The organism is Streptomyces sp. NBC_00287 (assembly GCF_036173105.1).
Lineage (GTDB): Bacteria > Actinomycetota > Actinomycetes > Streptomycetales > Streptomycetaceae > Streptomyces.
In genome coordinates, this window is sequence record NZ_CP108053.1 from 8,688,560 (window position 1) to 8,704,731 (window position 16,172).

A 16,172-nucleotide genomic window follows, 5' to 3' on the forward strand; every position below is an offset into this window, starting at 1 on the left:
ATGCGCAAGTCATCCCTCCGTCGTTCCTGCGCGGCCCTCGCCGCCGCCACCTCCCTCGCCCTCGCCCTCACCGCTTGTGGCGGCACCACCAAGGAAGACGTCGCCAACGAGGACGCCTCCGCCGCCACCGCCGGCAAGGCCGACCCGAATGCCGAACTCAAGAAGGGGCTGACCGTCGGCTTCCTGCCCAAGCAGGTCAACAACCCCTACTTCACCTCCGCCGACAAGGGCGGCGAGGCGGCCGTGAAGGAGCTGGGCTCCAGCTACAAGGAGGTCGGTCCCTCCAGCGCCACCGACACCGCCGGGCAGGTGAGTTACGTCAACACGCTCACCCAGCAGCAGGTCGACGCCATGGCCGTCTCGGCGCAGGACCCCGGCGCCCTGTGCACCGCGCTCAAGCAGGCCATGAAGAACGACATCAAGGTCGTCACCTACGACTCCGACACCAAGGCCGACTGCCGCAACGCCTTCGTCTCGCAGGCCTCCGCCGAGGACCTGGGCCGCACCGAGGTGCAGCTGCTCGCCGAACAGCTCGGCTACAAGGGCGAGATCGCGATCCTGTCCGCCGCGCAGACCGCGACCAACCAGAACACCTGGATCGAGTTCATGAAGGACGAGCTCAAGGATCCCAAGTACAAGGACATGAAGCTGGTCAAGGTCGCCTACGGCAATGACGACGCGCAGGCGTCCTTCCAGCAGACCCAGGGCCTGCTCCAGGAGTACCCGAACCTGAAGGGGATCATCTCCCCGACCACCGTCGGCATCAAGGCCGCCGCCCAGTACCTGTCCGGCTCCAAGTACAAGGGCAAGGTCAAGCTGACCGGCCTCGGCACCCCGAACGACATGCGCAAGTACGTCAAGAACGGCACCGTCGACGCGTTCGAGCTGTGGGACCCGGCGAAGCTGGGCGAGCTGGCCGCCCGTACCGCCGTCGCGCTGGTGTCCGGGCAGATCACCGGCAAGGAGGGCGAGACCTTCACCGCCGGTGACATGGGCGAGTACACGATCGGCAAGGACGGCGTGATCAGCCTCGGCAAGCCGACCGTGTTCAACAAGGACAACATCGACCAGTTCAACTTCTGATCGACAGGGGGCTGTTGATGCAACGTGTGTGCTTTCTGCTGAAGGTCCGGGCGGACCGCCTCGACGAGTACCGCGAGCGGCACGCCGCCGTATGGCCGGAGATGCTGGACGCGCTCTCGGCCACCGGCTGGCACAACTACTCGCTCTTCCTGCGTGAAGACGGCCTGCTGGTCGGCTACTTGGAGACCGAGGACTTTGCCGCCGCCCAGGCCGGCATGGAAGCCGCCGAGGTCAACGCCCGCTGGCAGGCGGAGATGGCGCCGTTCTTCGAGTCGCTGGACGGCGCCCGGCCCGACGAGGCCATGAAACCGCTCACGGAAGTGTTCCACCTCGCCTGACCCCGCTCTTCCCGCTTCCCGCACCTCGCCGACAATGGAGTCCCCCGAGATGAAGAGACGTACTCTGCTGGGCGCCGCCCTCGCTGGAGCCGTGATTACCCCCGCCCTCACGTCCGGCACCGCCCGGGCCGCCGACCCCGGGCCCTCGGTCACCCTGACCGGCACGACCACGCTCGACACGCAGGCGCTCTTCTTCGTGTCGTACGACGGCCTGGTCAACAACAACGCCTTCCAGAAGAACGGCCTGCTGACCTACAAGGGCTACCAGTACGCCGTTTGGTACACCGCCGACCGCAACGCCGTCGTCGGCCGCCGCGTCCTCGGCTCCAGCACCTGGTCCACGGTCAAGGTCGGCCACACGCTCCGCTACAACGACTCCCACAACGTCATCTCGATGGGGATCTCGAAGGTGGACGGCCGCCTCCACCTCAATATGGACTCGCACAGCGATGGCTTCACCTACGTCAAGTCGGTCGCCGGTCTCATGGACAACCCGGCCGGTCTGAGCTGGACCACGAGCCGCTTCGGCGCACCGCAGTCCACGCTGGACGGGCTCGCCCTCACCTCACAGTTCACCTACCCGCAGTTCGTCTCGACCCCCGAGGGCCGGCTGCAACTCAGCTACCGCGTCGCCATCTCCGGCAACGGCCGCAACGCGCTCGCCGAGTACGACGGCACGAGCTGGACCAACCTCGGCGAGTGGACCAGCTCAACCGGCACGTACACCAGCGAGCACGGCTCCTCCACGGCCCGCAACATGTACCTGCACGGCATCGACTACGACAGGAACGGGCGCCTGCACTCCTTCTTCACCTGGCGCGAGCAGAACGGCGCCGTGATGTGCAACGGCGGCGGCATCACCAACCACGACACCGGCTACGTCTACTCCGACGACCGCGGCCGCACCTGGCGCAACAACGCCGGCACCGTCGTCGGCACCACGGGCGGCTCCGACAAGGTCGCCGTCACCGACGCCGGGCTCGTCGTGGACCCGCTGAACCCGGACCACTCCCTGATGAACCAGGAGAGCCAATTCACGGACTCCGCCGGCCTGCCGCACGCGATCATCAGTTACGTCCCCGGCCGCTTCGGCCAGTGCACCACGAACTACGTCACCGACCGCACCGCCAACGGACGCGCCTTCCACGTCCGCAAGAACGCCTCGGGCACCTGGCAGAAGACCGAGATCCCGGTCCCGCTGAACTCCAGCCAGCGCACCAAGCTGATCCTGGACAAGTACGACAACGCGTACGCGATCTTCCCCTTCTGCCGGATAGCCGGAGCCTCAAAGGCCTCCGGGTACACGGACTGGACGATGCTGTACGACGGCGTCACCGCCGGGCTGAACGCATTCGGCGAGGTCGTCATCGACGAGACGCGGATCGGCCAGGACAACTTCCTGTCGATCATGTACCAGGAGAAGTCCAGCGGTACGACGCCCTCGGCGCTGCGCAACCTCAACTTCCGTCTGCCTGCCTGATCGGGGCCGGTGTGGGCGGCTTGACGGTAATGTGCCTTCCCGCCGCCCCACGTCCGATCGCGTCTTACTGGAGGTCCCTGCCCGATGTCCCAGTCGGTGGGTATCAAGGACGTTGCCCGCGCCGCCGGAGTCTCCGTCGGCACGGTCTCGAACGTCATCAACCGTCCGGACACGGTCGCGACCGAGACCCGGGCGCGGGTGCAGTCCGCGATAGACCGGCTGGGCTATGTCCGCAGCGAGTCCGCGCGCCAGCTGCGCGCCGGCCGCAGCCGGATCATGGGGCTGCTCGTCCTCGACATGGGCAACCCCTTCTTCGTCGACGTGGCGCGGGGCGCCGAGCGGGCGGCGCGTGAGGCCGGGCTCGGCGTGATGGTCTGCAACAGCGCGCAGAGCGCGAGCGAGGAGGCCGAGTACCTGTCGCTCTTCGCCGAGCAGCGGGTGCGCGGGGTGCTGCTGACCCCGGCCGACGCCACCGGGCGGAACATCGAGACATTCCGGCGGCACGGCATCCCCTTCGTCCTCGTCGACCGGGTCGCCGAGGGCACCACCGAGTGCTCGGTCTCCGTCGACGACGTCGCGGGCGGCGCGCTGGCCGTCCGTCACCTCGTCGACGCCGGACACCGCTCCATCGCCTACGTCAGCGGCCCGCCCAGCCTCAACCAGGTCCGCGACCGCCGCACCGGCGCGCTGTCCGCGCTCGCCGAGGCCGGCCTCGGCCCCGAAGTGCTGCGCGAACTGCCCACCGAGCGCCTCGACGTCGCCGCGGGCCGGGACGCCGGCGCCCGCCTCCTGGGCCTCGCCGACCGCCCGACCGCCGTCTTCTGCGCCAACGACCTGCTCGCACTCGGCGTCCTGCAGGCCATGTACGCGGCCGGCGTCAGCGTCCCCGACGACCTCGCCATCGTCGGCTACGACGACATCGAGTTCGCCGCCGCCGCGGCCGTCCCCCTCACCTCGGTCCGCCAGCCCGCTGTCACCATGGGCGCCCTCGCCGCCGACCTGCTGCTGGAGGAGACGGAGAGCGAGGGCGGCGCGCGCCGCCACGAGCACCGGAGGGTGGTGCTCCAGCCCGAGCTGGTGGTGCGGCGCTCCAGTCTGTCCGCCCGCTGATCCGGCGTTCAGTACGATTTCATGATCCCGGGGATCGGATATCGGACGCCCATGTGCTGAACTGGGACGCGCCTGCACATCCGTCCGTCCCGGGAGCCCTGTTGACCGCGACCTACCGCCAGCCCGGCGTCGTCCTCACCGACCGCCACTTCACCGTGCCCCTCGACCACGACGACCCGGCGGGGGAGACCATCGAGCTCTACGCCCGTGAGGTGGTCGCCGGTGACCGGGTGCACCAGAACCTGCCGTGGCTGGTCTACCTCCAGGGCGGCCCCGGCTTCGGGGCGAACCGGTTCGTCGGCAAGCAGGCCTGGCTCGGCCGCGCCCTCAAGGAGTACCGCGTCCTTCTGCTCGACCAGCGCGGCACCGGCCACTCCACGCCCGCCAACCGCCAGACGCTCCCGCTGCGCGGCGGCCCGGCCGAGCAGGCCGACTACCTCACGCACTTCCGCGCCGACTCGATCGTCCGGGACTGCGAGGCGATCCGCCCGGCCGTCACCGGTGGCGCCCCCTGGACCGTCCTCGGCCAGAGCTTCGGCGGCTTCTGCACGGTCAATTACCTGTCCACCGCCCCCGAAGGCCTCAGCACCGCGATCATCACCGGCGGCCTGCCCTCCCTCGACGGCCACGCCGACGACGTCTACCGCGCCGCCTACCCCCGCATCGAGCGCAAGGTCACCGCCCACTACGCCCGCTACCCGCAGGACGTCGAGCGGGCCCGCCGTATCGCCGACCACCTGCTCCACCACGAGGTGGTGCTCCCGAACGGCTACCGGTTCACTGCCGAGGCCTTCCAGTCCCTCGGCATCGTCCTCGGCGGCGGCGAGGGCAGCCACCGCCTGCACTACCTCCTGGAGCACGCCTTCGTCCGCACCCCGCAGGGCATGGTCCTCTCGGACGCCTTCCAGGAGGAGGCCCAGGGCCTGCTGTCGTACGCGAGCCACCCCCTGTACGCCCTCGTCCACGAGGCGATCTACGGCCAGGACGCCCGCCCCACCGCCTGGTCCGCCGAGCGTGTGCGCGCCGAGTTCCCGCAGTTCGACGCGGCGAAGACCCTCGCGGGCGACGAGCCGCTGCTGTTCACCGGCGAGACCGTCCACCCCTGGATGTTCGACTGCGACCCGGCCCTGCGCCCGCTGCGCGAGACCGCCGGTCTCCTGGCCGCCCGCACCGACTGGACACCCCTGTACGACCCGGCCCGCCTCGCCGCCAACGAGATCCCGGTCGCGGCGGCCGTCTACCACGACGACATGTACGTCGACACGGCCCACTCCCTCGCCACCGCCCGCACCATCCGCGGCCTGCGCACCTGGGTCACCGACGAGTTCGACCACGACGGAGTGCGCGCCGGCGGCCCCCGCGTCCTCGACCGGCTGCTGGCGCTGACCCGCGACGAGGTGTGACAGCGGGGTTAATCTGCGGGCATGACCGATCAGTTGATCACGCAACTCCGGCCCATGCCCGACGACTGGCAGCGCGCACTCGCGGTAGTGGCGCACCCGGACGATCTGGAGTACGGCTGCTCGGCGGCCGTCGCCGCGTGGACCGACCAGGGCAGGGAGATCGCCTATGTCCTGGCGTCCCGGGGCGAGGCCGGCATCGACACCCTGGAACCCGCGCAGTGCGGCCCGGTGCGGGAGCGTGAGCAGCGGGCCAGTGCGGCGGTGGTCGGGGTGTCGGTGGTGGAGTTCCTCGACCACCGGGACGGGGTGATCGAGTACGGCACCGCCCTGCGCCGGGACATCGCGGCGGCGATCCGGCGTCATCGTCCCGAGCTGGTGATCACCCTCAATCACCGGGACACTTGGGGCGGCGTCGCCTGGAACACCCCCGACCATGTGGCGGTGGGACACGCCACCCTGGACGCGGCCGGCGACGCCGGGAACCGGTGGATCTTCCCCGAACTCGTCGAGCAGGGCCTGGAGCCCTGGGCCGGAGTCCGCTGGGTCGCCGTCGCCGGGTCGAGCACGCCCACCCACGCCGTGGACGCCACGCCCGGTCTGGAGCGGGCGGTGCGCTCGCTGCTCGAACACCGCACCTACATCGAGGCGTTGACGGACGAGGACCCGGAGACGTACGCGCGCGGCTTCCTGACCAAGTACGCCGAGGCGACGGGGGAGCGGTTCGGCGGGAGGCCGGCGGTGGCGTTCGAGGTGTTCGGCCGATGACGACCGAGGAATCGATACTGGCCGAGCGCCTCGAGGAGCACCGCGACCGGCTGAACGCGGTGGCCTACCGCATGCTCGGCTCGCTCGCCGAGGCGGAGGACGCCGTCCAGGAGGCCTGGCTGAAACTGAGCCGCAGCGACACCGACGACATCCGCAACCTCGGCGGCTGGCTGACCACGGTGGTCGGCCGGGTCTGCCTGGACATGCTCCGCTCGCGCACGACACGCCGCGAGGACCCCCTGGACGACACCTTCGTCCCGGATCCCGTGATCCGGCCGCTGTCGCAGATCGACCCGGAGCAGGAGGTGCTCCAGGCCGACTCGGTCGGCCTCGCTCTGCTGGTGGTGCTGGAGACGCTGGAGCCCGCCGAGCGGCTGGCGTTCGTGCTGCACGACATGTTCGCGGTGCCGTTCGACGACATCGCGCTGATCGTGGAGCGCAGCCCGGCCGCGACCCTCCCCCAGTGCCTGAACGGCCTGGGGGGACCCCCATGCTGGCCAGCCGGGCCCGGCGCCGGGTCAAGGGCGCCGCCCCGTCGACCGAGCCCGACCTCGGGCGGCGGCGCCAGGTCCTCGACGCGTTCATGGCGGCCTGCCGGGCCGGGGACTTCGACGCCCTGCTCGAACTCCTCGACCCCGAGATCGTGCTCAGGGCCGACTCCGGGCCGCTGGTCGGCGGCGCGGCGGCGTCGAAGCTGGTGCGCGGAGCGCGTCCGGTGGCCGAACAGGCCATGCTGTTCCGGCAGTTCGCGCAGTACGCCCAGTTCGTGGTGGTCAACGGCGAGATCGGCATGCTCAACGCGCCCGAGGGACAGCTGCTGTCGGTCACCGGCCTCACCATCGCCGACGGCCGCATCACCGGCATGTACATCCTGGCCGACCCCGAGCGGCTGGCCCGGCTGGACCTGCCTGACCTGGGGGACTGAGCCGCGGACGGTCGCCCGTAGGCTGGTCGGTATGCGAGACCTCACCCTCGACCCGGCCGGCCTGCACGGCGACTGCGCGAACTGCTTCGGGCTGTGCTGCGTCGCCCTGCCCTTCACCGCCTCCGCCGACTTCGCGGTCGACAAGAAGGCCGGCACGCCCTGCCGCAACCTCCAGGACGACCACCGCTGCGGCATCCACGCCCGGCTGCGGCAGCAGGGCTTCAACGGCTGCACTGTCTACGACTGCTTCGGCGCCGGACAGCGGGTCTCGCAGGTCACCTTCGGCGGCCAGGACTGGCGCACCGTGCCCGCCGAGCAGGCCCGGCGGATGTTCGACGTGTTCCCGGTGGTGCGTCAGCTGCACGAACTGCTCTGGTACCTCACCGAGGCCCTCACCCTGCCCGCGGCCCGCCCGATCCACGCGGACCTGCGCCGACTCCTGAAGAAGACCGAGGAGCTCGCCGAGGGCACCCCCGAGGAACTGGCCCGGCTGGACGTGGGCGCACACCGCCAGGAGGTGGGCGCGCTCCTGACGCAGGTCAGCGAACTGACGCGGGCGGGCCTGCGCGGCCGTAGGAAGGACAGAAGGGGCGCCGACCTGATGGGTGCCCGGCTCAAGGGCGCGGACCTGCGCGGCGTCAGTCTCCGTGGCGCGTACCTCATCGCCGCGGATCTGACAGGCGCGGACCTCAGGGGGGCGGAGTTCTTGGGCGCGGACCTGCGAGACGCCGATCTGACGGATGCCGACCTGACCGGGGCCTTCTTCCTCACGCAGCCGCAGCTGAACGCGGCGCGGGGGAGTGAGGGGACCAAACTGCCGGGGTCACTCGCCCGCCCTGCGCACTGGACAGCGCAGCTCTGAGCCGACGTCCACCGCAGCCCGGCGCTCAAGGCCCATCCGCAGTCCCTCCGGCATCAGCGTCAGCCGCTCGGTCACGCGCAGTCGGTAGGCAGGGTCCGAGAGGAACTCGTAGCGGCGCAGCAGCAGGCCCAGGATCAGTGTCGCCTCGTGCAGCGCGAACTGGCGGCCGATGCAGGCCCGTGCCCCGGTGCCCCAGGGCTTGAAGGTGTGCGGCGGACGGGACCGTACCGCCTTCGGCTCGAAGCGGTCCGGGTCGAAGTGTTCGGCGTCGGCGCCCCAGACCTCGGGGTCGCGGTGGAGCATCGGGGTCAGGACCAGCGCCCAGGCGCCTCGCCGCATCGGATGCTCCCCGGCCAGCACCGTGTCCTCGCGGGCCTCCCGGGCGAAGGCGGGCGCGGTCGGCCATAGGCGCAGGGACTCGTCCAGGACCCGGCGTACGTACCGCAGCTTGGCGACTTGGTCGTATTCGGGCAGGTCCGCGTCGCCCCAGACGCGGTCCACCTCGGCGCGGGCGCGGGCGGCGACATCCGGGTGCCGGGCGAGGTAGTACAGGGCGAAGGACAGCGCGCCCGAAGTGGTCTCATGGCCGGCCACCAGGAACGTGATGACCTGACGGCGGACGTTCTCGGCCGACAGCCGCTCCCCGGTCCGAGGGTGGGCCGTCTCCAGCATCCGGTCGAGCAGATCGCCGTCCCCGCTCGTCGTACGGCGGGCCCGGACCAGATCGTCGACCGTGCGGTTGAGATAGGCGATGTCCGCTTCGTTGCGCCGGGCGGACCTGCGGAGCAGGAACGGCGCGGGCACGGTGTTCATCCGCTGCGCGTGGGCGAGCGTGCCGATCATCGCCGTGACGAAGGGATGCGGCCGGGACCGTTCGAACGAGCCGAAGTCGTGCCCGAACCCGGTGCGCGCGATGGTCTCCAGGGTCAGCTTGGTCATGTCGCCGGGCACGTCCACCGTCCGGCCGGCCAGGGCCGCGCGGTCCCAGTGGTCGGTCAGCCGCCCGGCCACGTCCAGCATCATCGAGTGATAGCCCTCCATGGCCTCCCGGCTGAACCCCGGGGCCAGGACGTCGTGCGCGAGCTGCCAGTTGGGCTCGTGGTTGTACGCCGTGAACAGCGCGTCCCCGACGACCGGCCGCAGATTGGCGATACCGAGGCCCACGTGCTTGGCGAACCGCGACTCGTCCGCGAAGTCGGCGGTGAGGGCCGCGCCCCACACGAACACGAACTCCCGGCCGAACGCCTTGCGCCGGAAGATCGGCCCCAGCCTTCGCGCATGCCGCACGGAGTCCTGCAGGGGTGTGGTCCGGCTCGCGCCCAGGACGTCGCCGAGCAGCGGCAGCCGATGGGGCGGGTGCGGGATGCGGTGCAACTCGGGCCAGCCCTGCTCGGCACTGCGGAACCCCTTGGGCAGCGCGGACCTGGTCGTCGTCTCCGCCATGACGCGAACTCCCTTGACCTTGCGGCAGGTTGAGCGTGTTGTACGTGGGTTCAATAACGCCCTTCAGTCTGGTCCGGTTGTTGAACCGGCGTCAAGTAAGGTGCGGACATGAGTGCGAACCAGGGCGAGCGCACGCGCCGTCGGCTCAGCACCGAGGAGCGCCGGGAGCAGCTCCTCGCCGTCGGGGCGCGGCTGTTCTCGGAGAGCCCGTACGACGAGGTGTGGATCGAGCAGGTCGCCGAGATCGCCGGGGTCTCGCGCGGGCTGCTGTACCACTACTTCCCGACCAAGCGGGACTTCTTCGCCGCCGTGGTGGACCGCGAGAGCGCGCGCATGCTGCGGATGACGGCCGCCGTGCCCGGCATCCCGGTGCGCGACCAGCTCACCGCGAACCTCGACACCTACCTGGTGTACGTCGAGGAGCACGCGCACGGCTTTCGAGCCTTCCATCGCGCCGAGGCATCCGGCGACCACGCCGTGCGCAAGGTCTACCGGCGAGCCCTGGCCGCACAGGAGAAGCAGATCCTCGAGGCGATGGCGGCGGACCCCGAGTTCGGCCCGGTCTTCGAGCGGCGTCCCGACGTCCGGTTCGCGGTGCGGGGCTGGCTGGCGTTCACCACCGCCGTCTGTCTGGAGTGGCTGCGGGGCTCGGAGGAGCTGACCCGGGATGAGGTGCGCGACCTGTGCGCCCGCGCCCTGTTGGGCGTCATCGCCCCCTGAATGCGTACCGTGACGCCGCGCACGATCGCGGCTGGTGGTTGGCGTGCGCCCCGATCTTCGATAGGTTAGGCAAGGCTTACCTAAGGAGGTCCGAGGAATGGGTGACAGCCAGAGCTGGACTGCCACGCCTGCCGCGGCGGAACGCGCCCGGTCGGTGCTCGCCACGGCGTGGTCCTGCGCGGTGACCGCGGAGGGCAGCAAGGAGGAGTTCGTCGGCGCGCACACCGTGACCGAGGACGGCCGGGTGCTCCTGCAGGTGCCCGAGGACAGCGCCCTGGTCACGGCCGCGATCTGCGCGCCGCGCGGAGAGCCGTCCGCGGTACTGGAGTTCGCCGACGTCGCGCCCGTCCCCGTACGCAACCGTATCCGGGCCCGGCTGTGGATCGCCGGCTGGTTCGGCGCCGCGGAGGGCCACCTCGCCTTCCGGGCGACGCGCGTGGTGCTGCGGGAGCCGAGCGGCGCCGTCGTCGTCGACCTCGACGAGTTCGCCGCCGCCGCACCCGACCCGCTGGCCACGGCCGAGGCCCGGCTGCTGACCCACCTCGCCGACTGCCACTCCGACGCGGTCGAGCGGCTCACCCGGCTCGTCGAGCCCGAGAGCCTGCACGGCGCGGTCCGCGTCCAGCCCCTCGCCGTCGACCGGCACGGACTGACGCTGCGCATCGAGCGCACCCGCGCCCACGGGGACGTACGACTGCCCTTCCACCGGCCCGCCGACGACGTCGCCCAGCTCACCGAGCGGATGCATGTGCTGCTCGGTCAGGCGAGCGCCGCCTCCTGCCCGCGGACGCTACAGCGGCAGCGCACAGACGGCGACGGGTGACGCGAACGGCTCGCCCGCGAGCCGCAGTTCACCACTCGCGTCGTCGACCCGGAAGACACTGACGGTGCTGGATCGCTGATTGGCCGCGAAGAGCAGCCCGCCGTCCGGCGAGAGGGCGATCTGGCGCGGGAAGTCACCGGCCACCGGCACCGTGCCCAGCAGCCTGAGCCGGGCCCCGTCCGCCTCCACCGCATACCGGGACAGGCTGTTGTGGCCCCGGTTGGCGAGATACGCGTACCGGCCGTTCGGCGTCACCACGAGCTGCGCCGGGTAGTTGGTGCCCGCGCCGGTGCCCGTCGACTGCGCCTCGCCGACGCTGATCCGGCCGGTTGCGGGGTCGTAGGCGCAGACGGCGACGGTGTTGTCGACCTCGTTGGCGAGATAGGCGTACCGGCCGTCGGGATGGAAGGTCAGCTGGCGCGGCCCCGCACCCGCGCGGGTCCGCGCCCGGGAGACCTCGGCGAGCGTGCCCTTCGACGCGTCGAGCCGGTAGGTGTACACCGTGTCCGTACCCAGGTCGACGGCGAGGACGTGGCCGCCGTCGGGGCTCGTGACGATCTGGTGGGCGTGCGGTCCGTCCTGGCCCGGACCCGGCGCCGGACGGGAGTGCGTGACCAGGTCGGTGCGCTCCCCGAGCGCGCCCGAGGTCTCGACGGGGTGCACGGCCACACTGCCGGTGCCGTAGTTCGCGCTGAACAGCCAGCGCCCGCCCGGATGCACCGACAGATGGCACGGGGCCGCCCCGCCGGTGCTCCGGCTGCCCAGCACCTTGCGGTCGGACAGCCGGACCGCGGTCACGGCACCGTCCTCCCGCTCGTTCACGGCGTACAGCGTGCGGCCGTTCGGATGGACGGCGAGATACGACGGGTCGGCGATGCCCTCGATGGTGCCCGCGCCGGTGACACGGCCCGTTTCCGTGTCGTACGACGCGACACCGACGCCCTTGCCGCCGCCCTCGGCCGAGGTGTACGTGCCGAGGTACAGCGGGTGGGGACCGGAGGGCCTGGCGGCCTCGCGTGAGGGACTCGGGGCCGCCTCTGTCGTCTCCTTCGCAGGTGCCGACGCCTCGTCGCAGGCCGGGAGTGCCACCGCGGCGGCGGTTCCCGCGAGGACGCCGACGAACCGGCGCCTGCTCACGCCACCACTGCGCATGTCCACACCTTCAGGTCGTCCGTCGTCGCGACAGCCACCCTTGCGTGGATCACCCGGCCGGTGCAACCGAAGGGCTACCAGTCCCCGTCCTCCACCGGCTTGCCCGGCGCGTCCTTCAGGGGCTTGACCTGGCCCGGCGACGGCTGCTGCCAGGGCTCGTAGTCGTCGCCGATCCAGTCGCCGACCGGCTTCACGGCCCCCAGCGTGTCGGTGGGCGCCAGATCCTGCGCCTGGTCGTCGTAGTAGTCGAACCAGGGCAGTCCCGCGCGCGTGTAGGCCGCGCGGTCCACGGGGGACGGGGGCGGCTCCTCGCCGGTGATACGGCGCCACTCCGGGGGCGTCACCAGGTGGACGAAGACCCGTCCGGCCGGCTCCTCGGACCAGTCCGTCGCCGGGCGGTCGTCCTTGTAGACCTCCTGACGCATGGAGCCGCCGACGCCCAGGCCCATCGCCGGGGCGGATCTGGGCGCCGCACCCGGGGCGGGCGGCGCCGCCATCGCCATCGGCATCGCGGCGCCGTAGCCCCCGCCCGCCGCGAACCCCCGAGTCCGCTCGGCGGCCCGCAGCCGCTCCTGTTCGCGCCAGTGGGCCAGCGCCTCGGCGCCGAGCGGGAACGACTGGAGCTGTACGCCGCCCCAGACCTCCTCGCCGGTCACCTGGCCCTCCACTGTCGCCCCGAGGCCCAGCGGTACGGCCACGAACTGGCGGACCGTGCCCTTGCCGGAGTTGATTCCGTCCAGCCAGGGCTGGCGGGGGAGGACGAGGTAGTTCTGCGGGTCCCGGGTCAGTCGCTCGCTCCACGGCTTGCCGGAGACCGCGCACACCTTGCCGACGCCGACCTGGAGCGCCGCGGGTTCGGCGGTGCCGGCGAAACTCAGCCACATCGCCTCGCGCAGATACATCGGCAGCATCACACCGCCGCGCGCCCGCCATGCCTCGGGAACCGTGTCCGCGAAGTCCGCCACCCGCCGCAGCGGGAACTCGCCGAGCCCCGGCGGCAGCGGATGCGTCCCCGTCTCGGGCAGGCGCAGCGTGCGAATGAACCGCACCGCCACCCCGCCCGGCAGCTGCAGGGTGTTCCCGTCGATCCGTACGCCGTCGCCGCTCATGCACACGCCCCCTCTGGTGACTTCGTCACCTAGAACGACGGACGGAGGCCAGACGGTTCCTGCCCCCTTGCAGGCTCTCCCTGAACCGGGTCAGCCGCGGCATGCGTTCGCGCTGCTCCTGCGAGACCCGGTCGAGCTCCTCCAGCAGCCGGCGCGAGCGGTGCTCGGTGTCCAGCTCGTCGAGGATGCGGTTCACCTCGGTCAGCACCGCGCCGTGCAGCTGCCACTGACGGGCGTCGCGCTGGACCTCCTCCAGCAGCAGCTGGGCGAGCTTGTCACGGGTCGCCGCGGCATGGCGCAGCTCGGAGGTGAGCCGCTCCTCCGCGGACTCGGCGTTCTCGCTGACATGGGCGGTGACCAGCACCGCGAAGCTCACCATGGCGTCGGCGATCTCGGACAGCAGCTGTTCCACCGCGGCACCGATCTCCGGTGCGAACAGGGGTTCGGGATCGCGTTCCTTGGCCAGGTCTGTGAGGGTGCGGGCGATCACCCGCAGGACGACGGTGCAGATCTCCAGGGTGTCCAGGCCGGTGCGCAGCACCACCCGGTGCAGTACACCCTCGCGGACGCGCGGATTGAGCCGCAGGCTGTCCTCGGCCTGCCGGAGCGCCGCGTCCACCCCGACGATGTCGTGGTCGAGGCGGCGGGCCTCGTGCAGCCGGGCGGCCGCGCGCTCCACGGGCGTACGGCCCGCGGCCTCCTCGCCCATGCTCAGCATCAACTGCCGCACCCGTCGGGCCAGGTCCTCGATGGACTCGCCCGCCTCGCCGACCCACACCGGCGGCGGCAGCAGCACATTGATGGAGAGGCCCACGACCGCCCCGATCAGCGTCTCCACCACGCGCGCCCAGGCGTAGTCGCCGACGGCGGTCACGCCGAGCACCAGCATGGCGCTGATCGCCACCTCGGGGACGTACTCGTCGACCCGGACCAGATGGCCCACGGCCAGCGAGGCCACGATCAGCAGGGCCAGGCTCCACCAGGTCAGACCCACCAGCAGACTGAACGCGATGGCCACCAGGACGCCCGCGACCACCGAGTTCACCCGGCGGATGCCGTTGGTGAGGGTGGCGTAGAGGGTGACCTGGACGACCAGGAGCGCGGTCAGGGGGGCGGTGAGCGGCGGCGCGTCGTCGGGGCTCAGGCGCAGGGCGAGGACGTACGCGATCGTCGCCGCGGCCGACGACCGCAGTGCCTGTACGACCACGGGGTCCCGGCCCCACTTCATCAGCCGCTGCCGCGACACCCGCCACTCCTGTACGTCTTGCATCCTTGGGGTTGTTCCCCTCTCGCGGAGCAACGAACACGATCCCGGCCGCGGCCCCGCCGCTCAGGCGTACAGCTTGTCCAGGAACGCCTTCAGATTGCCCTCGGCCCGCGCGATCTGCTCGTCCAGCGTGAGGCTCTCCTCGAAGCGGGCCCCAGAGTCGGGGAGCTTCTTGCCGCGGACGTAGAGGGAGCAGGCGAGGTCGGTGCACATGTACAGGCCGACCGAGTTGCCCTCGCGGCCGGCCGTACCAGCCTTGCGTGCGGTCATCAGGGAGACCCCGCCGCCCCGATGGGTCGTCAGACACAGCGAGCACATGCTGCGGTGCAGGAACCCGCGCTGAGAGGAGGGGAACCGGAGAGTGATCCCGACGAGCCGCCCGTCCCGCTCGGTGACGAGATAGCTGCGGTCGGGCGCCCCGGGATCTCGCCAGCCCAGAAAGTCCAGGTCGCCCCACGGAAGTTGATCGAGATCCCGGGGTACGGCCAGCCGCTTGGCCTCACCCTTCGAGCAATTGACGAAGGAGTTGCGGATCTCGGGCTCGGTGAGCGCTTTCATCGGGGCCTCCTGGGATGTGCTGTAAACCTAGGATGCCTAGGTTTCTGGCTAAGGCTAAGCATCCTTCTCCAGAAGGGGCCAGTGAATTTCGAATGCAGTGTGCGGAGGCGTTTCGTACCCTGTATCGCAAGCACAGGCCGCGGGGGAGAGGTGGGGGCACAGTGGCGGACTCCTGGGAACGGGCCCGGCGGATCCTGGGGGCGGTGGGCCTTCCCCCCGACGACCTGACCCGCGTCCGCCCGCTGACCGGCGGCACCTACAACACCGTAGAGGAGCTCCTGCTCACCGACGGCAGCCGTTATGTGCTGAAGGTGCCGCCCGCGCAGACCGTGCCGGGGCTGCGGCATGAGCGGGAACTGCTGGTTTCCGAGGCCGAGTTCTATCGCGCGGCCGCCACCGTCGGCGTAGCGGGTCCGCGGGTCGTCGCCGCCACCTCGGGTGAGCTGCTGATGACGGCCTGCCCCGGAGATCCGTGGGACGGCTCGCTCACGGATGCCGAACAGCAGGAACTGCGTGCCGAGTTGGGACGACAGGTGGCTCGGCTGCACCGGGTGAGCGGGTCGGCGTTCGGTTACCCGTCCGGCGCCCTCGGCCCGCTCGCCGCCGACTGGCGGACCGCCTTCACCGTCATGCTCGACGCCGTCCTCGACGATGCCCGCCGCTACCGGCCCTGGCTGCCCCGCTCTGTCGAGGAGGTGGCCCACACGCTCCGGGCCGCCGCCCCCGCGCTCGACGAGGTCACCGTCGCCCGCCTGGTCCACTTCGACCTGTGGCAGGGCAACATCCTGGTGGACCGTTCGACCGGCGTGCCCCGCATCGGCGGGCTCATCGACGGGGAGCGGATGTTCTGGGGGGACCCGGTCGCCGACTTCGTCTCCCTGGCGCTGCTGGGGGACATCGAGAAGGACGCGGCGTTCCTCGCCGGATACCGGGAGGCCGGTGGCCTGGTCGAGTTCGACACCCCCACCCGGCTCCGGCTCGCCCTGTACCGCGCCTACCTGGACCTGATCATGCTCACGGAGACCGTGCCGCGCGCCGTCGACGAGGGGCGTCTGCGCTGGGCGCGCGAGACCGTCGGCCCCGACCTCGTCGCCGCGCTGGACGAGATCGCGGAACTGAGTCGCTGAGCAGGTA

15 protein-coding genes and 1 pseudogene are annotated in these 16,172 nt (G+C 71.2%); 11 read left to right on the plus strand and 5 right to left on the minus strand.

Annotation, left to right across the window (positions count from 1 at the left end; all coding sequences use genetic code 11):
* The 8 genes and pseudogenes from rhaS to OHT76_RS39450 all read left to right on the plus strand — a co-directional run bounded on the left by rhaS (position 1) and on the right by OHT76_RS39450 (position 7,966).
* Positions 1-1,083 (plus strand): rhamnose ABC transporter substrate-binding protein, encoded by a 1,083-nt coding sequence (gene rhaS / locus OHT76_RS39415; protein WP_328875669.1) that lies wholly within the window; start codon positions 1-3, stop codon positions 1,081-1,083.
* A 17-nt stretch (positions 1,084-1,100) separates the two neighbouring features.
* The gene (locus OHT76_RS39420) at positions 1,101-1,421 is read left to right on the plus strand and encodes an L-rhamnose mutarotase (RefSeq protein WP_235472834.1); all 321 of its coding nucleotides are present in this window, start codon (positions 1,101-1,103) and stop codon (positions 1,419-1,421) included.
* A 49-nt stretch (positions 1,422-1,470) separates the two neighbouring features.
* Entirely contained in the window at positions 1,471-2,901 is a 1,431-nt protein-coding gene (locus tag OHT76_RS39425; RefSeq protein ID WP_328875670.1) for a BNR repeat-containing protein, read from the plus strand.
* An 84-nt stretch (positions 2,902-2,985) separates the two neighbouring features.
* On the plus strand, positions 2,986-4,011 hold the full coding sequence (locus OHT76_RS39430; protein ID WP_328875671.1) for a LacI family DNA-binding transcriptional regulator: 1,026 nt from the start codon (positions 2,986-2,988) through the stop codon (positions 4,009-4,011).
* 101 nt (positions 4,012-4,112) lie between these two features.
* On the plus strand, positions 4,113-5,414 hold the full coding sequence (locus OHT76_RS39435) for an alpha/beta fold hydrolase (protein ID WP_328875672.1): 1,302 nt from the start codon (positions 4,113-4,115) through the stop codon (positions 5,412-5,414).
* A gap of 21 nt (positions 5,415-5,435) precedes the next feature.
* Positions 5,436-6,179, plus strand: coding sequence for a PIG-L deacetylase family protein (locus OHT76_RS39440; RefSeq protein ID WP_328875673.1), 744 nt, complete (start codon positions 5,436-5,438; stop codon positions 6,177-6,179).
* A pseudogene (locus OHT76_RS39445) lies at positions 6,176-7,104 on the plus strand (sigma-70 family RNA polymerase sigma factor). The gene OHT76_RS39440 and the pseudogene OHT76_RS39445 overlap by 4 nt, the downstream one beginning before the upstream one ends.
* Before the next feature lie 31 nt (positions 7,105-7,135).
* Complete coding sequence (locus OHT76_RS39450; RefSeq protein WP_328875674.1) at positions 7,136-7,966, plus strand: pentapeptide repeat-containing protein; 831 nt, start codon at positions 7,136-7,138, stop codon at positions 7,964-7,966.
* On the opposite strand, the gene OHT76_RS39455 is transcribed toward OHT76_RS39450, so the two are convergent.
* Positions 7,928-9,409 (minus strand): cytochrome P450, encoded by a 1,482-nt coding sequence (locus OHT76_RS39455; RefSeq protein WP_328875675.1) that lies wholly within the window; start codon positions 9,407-9,409, stop codon positions 7,928-7,930. The two genes, OHT76_RS39450 and OHT76_RS39455, sit on opposite strands and share 39 nt — an antisense overlap.
* A gap of 108 nt (positions 9,410-9,517) precedes the next feature.
* Here OHT76_RS39455 and OHT76_RS39460 point away from each other — a divergent pair, with 108 nt between their 5' ends.
* Both OHT76_RS39460 and OHT76_RS39465 read left to right on the plus strand, forming a co-directional pair.
* Positions 9,518-10,129 (plus strand): TetR/AcrR family transcriptional regulator, encoded by a 612-nt coding sequence (locus tag OHT76_RS39460; RefSeq protein WP_328875676.1) that lies wholly within the window; start codon positions 9,518-9,520, stop codon positions 10,127-10,129.
* Between the two features lie 97 nt (positions 10,130-10,226).
* Positions 10,227-10,952 (plus strand): DUF2470 domain-containing protein, encoded by a 726-nt coding sequence (locus tag OHT76_RS39465; protein WP_328875677.1) that lies wholly within the window; start codon positions 10,227-10,229, stop codon positions 10,950-10,952.
* Here OHT76_RS39465 and OHT76_RS39470 read toward each other — a convergent pair.
* The 4 genes from OHT76_RS39470 to OHT76_RS39485 form a co-directional block, all read right to left on the minus strand.
* Positions 10,920-12,104 carry a lactonase family protein gene (locus OHT76_RS39470; RefSeq protein ID WP_328875678.1) on the minus strand — a complete coding sequence of 395 codons (1,185 nt, stop codon included), beginning with the start codon at positions 12,102-12,104 and terminating at the stop codon, positions 10,920-10,922. The two genes, OHT76_RS39465 and OHT76_RS39470, sit on opposite strands and share 33 nt — an antisense overlap.
* Positions 12,105-12,178: 74 nt before the next feature.
* Positions 12,179-13,213, minus strand: a complete 1,035-nt coding sequence (locus tag OHT76_RS39475) for a hypothetical protein (protein ID WP_328875679.1) — start codon at positions 13,211-13,213, stop codon at positions 12,179-12,181.
* A gap of 25 nt (positions 13,214-13,238) precedes the next feature.
* Positions 13,239-14,483, minus strand: a complete 1,245-nt coding sequence (locus OHT76_RS39480; protein ID WP_328875680.1) for an FUSC family protein — start codon at positions 14,481-14,483, stop codon at positions 13,239-13,241.
* Positions 14,484-14,543: 60 nt separating this feature from the next.
* Entirely contained in the window at positions 14,544-15,038 is a 495-nt protein-coding gene (locus OHT76_RS39485) for an FBP domain-containing protein (RefSeq protein ID WP_328875681.1), read from the minus strand.
* A 161-nt stretch (positions 15,039-15,199) separates the two neighbouring features.
* Between OHT76_RS39485 and OHT76_RS39490 the strand changes: the two genes are divergently transcribed.
* Positions 15,200-16,165, plus strand: a complete 966-nt coding sequence (locus tag OHT76_RS39490; RefSeq protein ID WP_328875682.1) for a phosphotransferase family protein — start codon at positions 15,200-15,202, stop codon at positions 16,163-16,165.
* Positions 16,166-16,172 lie beyond the last annotated feature (7 nt).

Excerpts from the sequence above, each read along its gene's own strand:
- rhaS (WP_328875669.1), top strand. The coding sequence starts at position 1 with ATGCGCAAGTCATCCCTCCGTCGTTCCTGCGCGGCCCTCGCCGCCGCC.
- OHT76_RS39420 (WP_235472834.1), top strand. The coding sequence starts at position 1,101 with ATGCAACGTGTGTGCTTTCTGCTGAAGGTCCGGGCGGACCGCCTCGAC.
- OHT76_RS39425 (WP_328875670.1), top strand. The coding sequence starts at position 1,471 with ATGAAGAGACGTACTCTGCTGGGCGCCGCCCTCGCTGGAGCCGTGATT.
- OHT76_RS39430 (WP_328875671.1), top strand. The coding sequence starts at position 2,986 with ATGTCCCAGTCGGTGGGTATCAAGGACGTTGCCCGCGCCGCCGGAGTC.
- OHT76_RS39440 (WP_328875673.1), top strand. The coding sequence starts at position 5,436 with ATGACCGATCAGTTGATCACGCAACTCCGGCCCATGCCCGACGACTGG.
- OHT76_RS39450 (WP_328875674.1), top strand. The coding sequence starts at position 7,136 with ATGCGAGACCTCACCCTCGACCCGGCCGGCCTGCACGGCGACTGCGCG.
- OHT76_RS39455 (WP_328875675.1), bottom strand. The coding sequence starts at position 9,409 with ATGGCGGAGACGACGACCAGGTCCGCGCTGCCCAAGGGGTTCCGCAGT.
- OHT76_RS39460 (WP_328875676.1), top strand. The coding sequence starts at position 9,518 with ATGAGTGCGAACCAGGGCGAGCGCACGCGCCGTCGGCTCAGCACCGAG.
- OHT76_RS39465 (WP_328875677.1), top strand. The coding sequence starts at position 10,227 with ATGGGTGACAGCCAGAGCTGGACTGCCACGCCTGCCGCGGCGGAACGC.
- OHT76_RS39470 (WP_328875678.1), bottom strand. The coding sequence starts at position 12,104 with ATGCGCAGTGGTGGCGTGAGCAGGCGCCGGTTCGTCGGCGTCCTCGCG.
- OHT76_RS39475 (WP_328875679.1), bottom strand. The coding sequence starts at position 13,213 with ATGAGCGGCGACGGCGTACGGATCGACGGGAACACCCTGCAGCTGCCG.
- OHT76_RS39480 (WP_328875680.1), bottom strand. The coding sequence starts at position 14,483 with ATGCAAGACGTACAGGAGTGGCGGGTGTCGCGGCAGCGGCTGATGAAG.
- OHT76_RS39485 (WP_328875681.1), bottom strand. The coding sequence starts at position 15,038 with ATGAAAGCGCTCACCGAGCCCGAGATCCGCAACTCCTTCGTCAATTGC.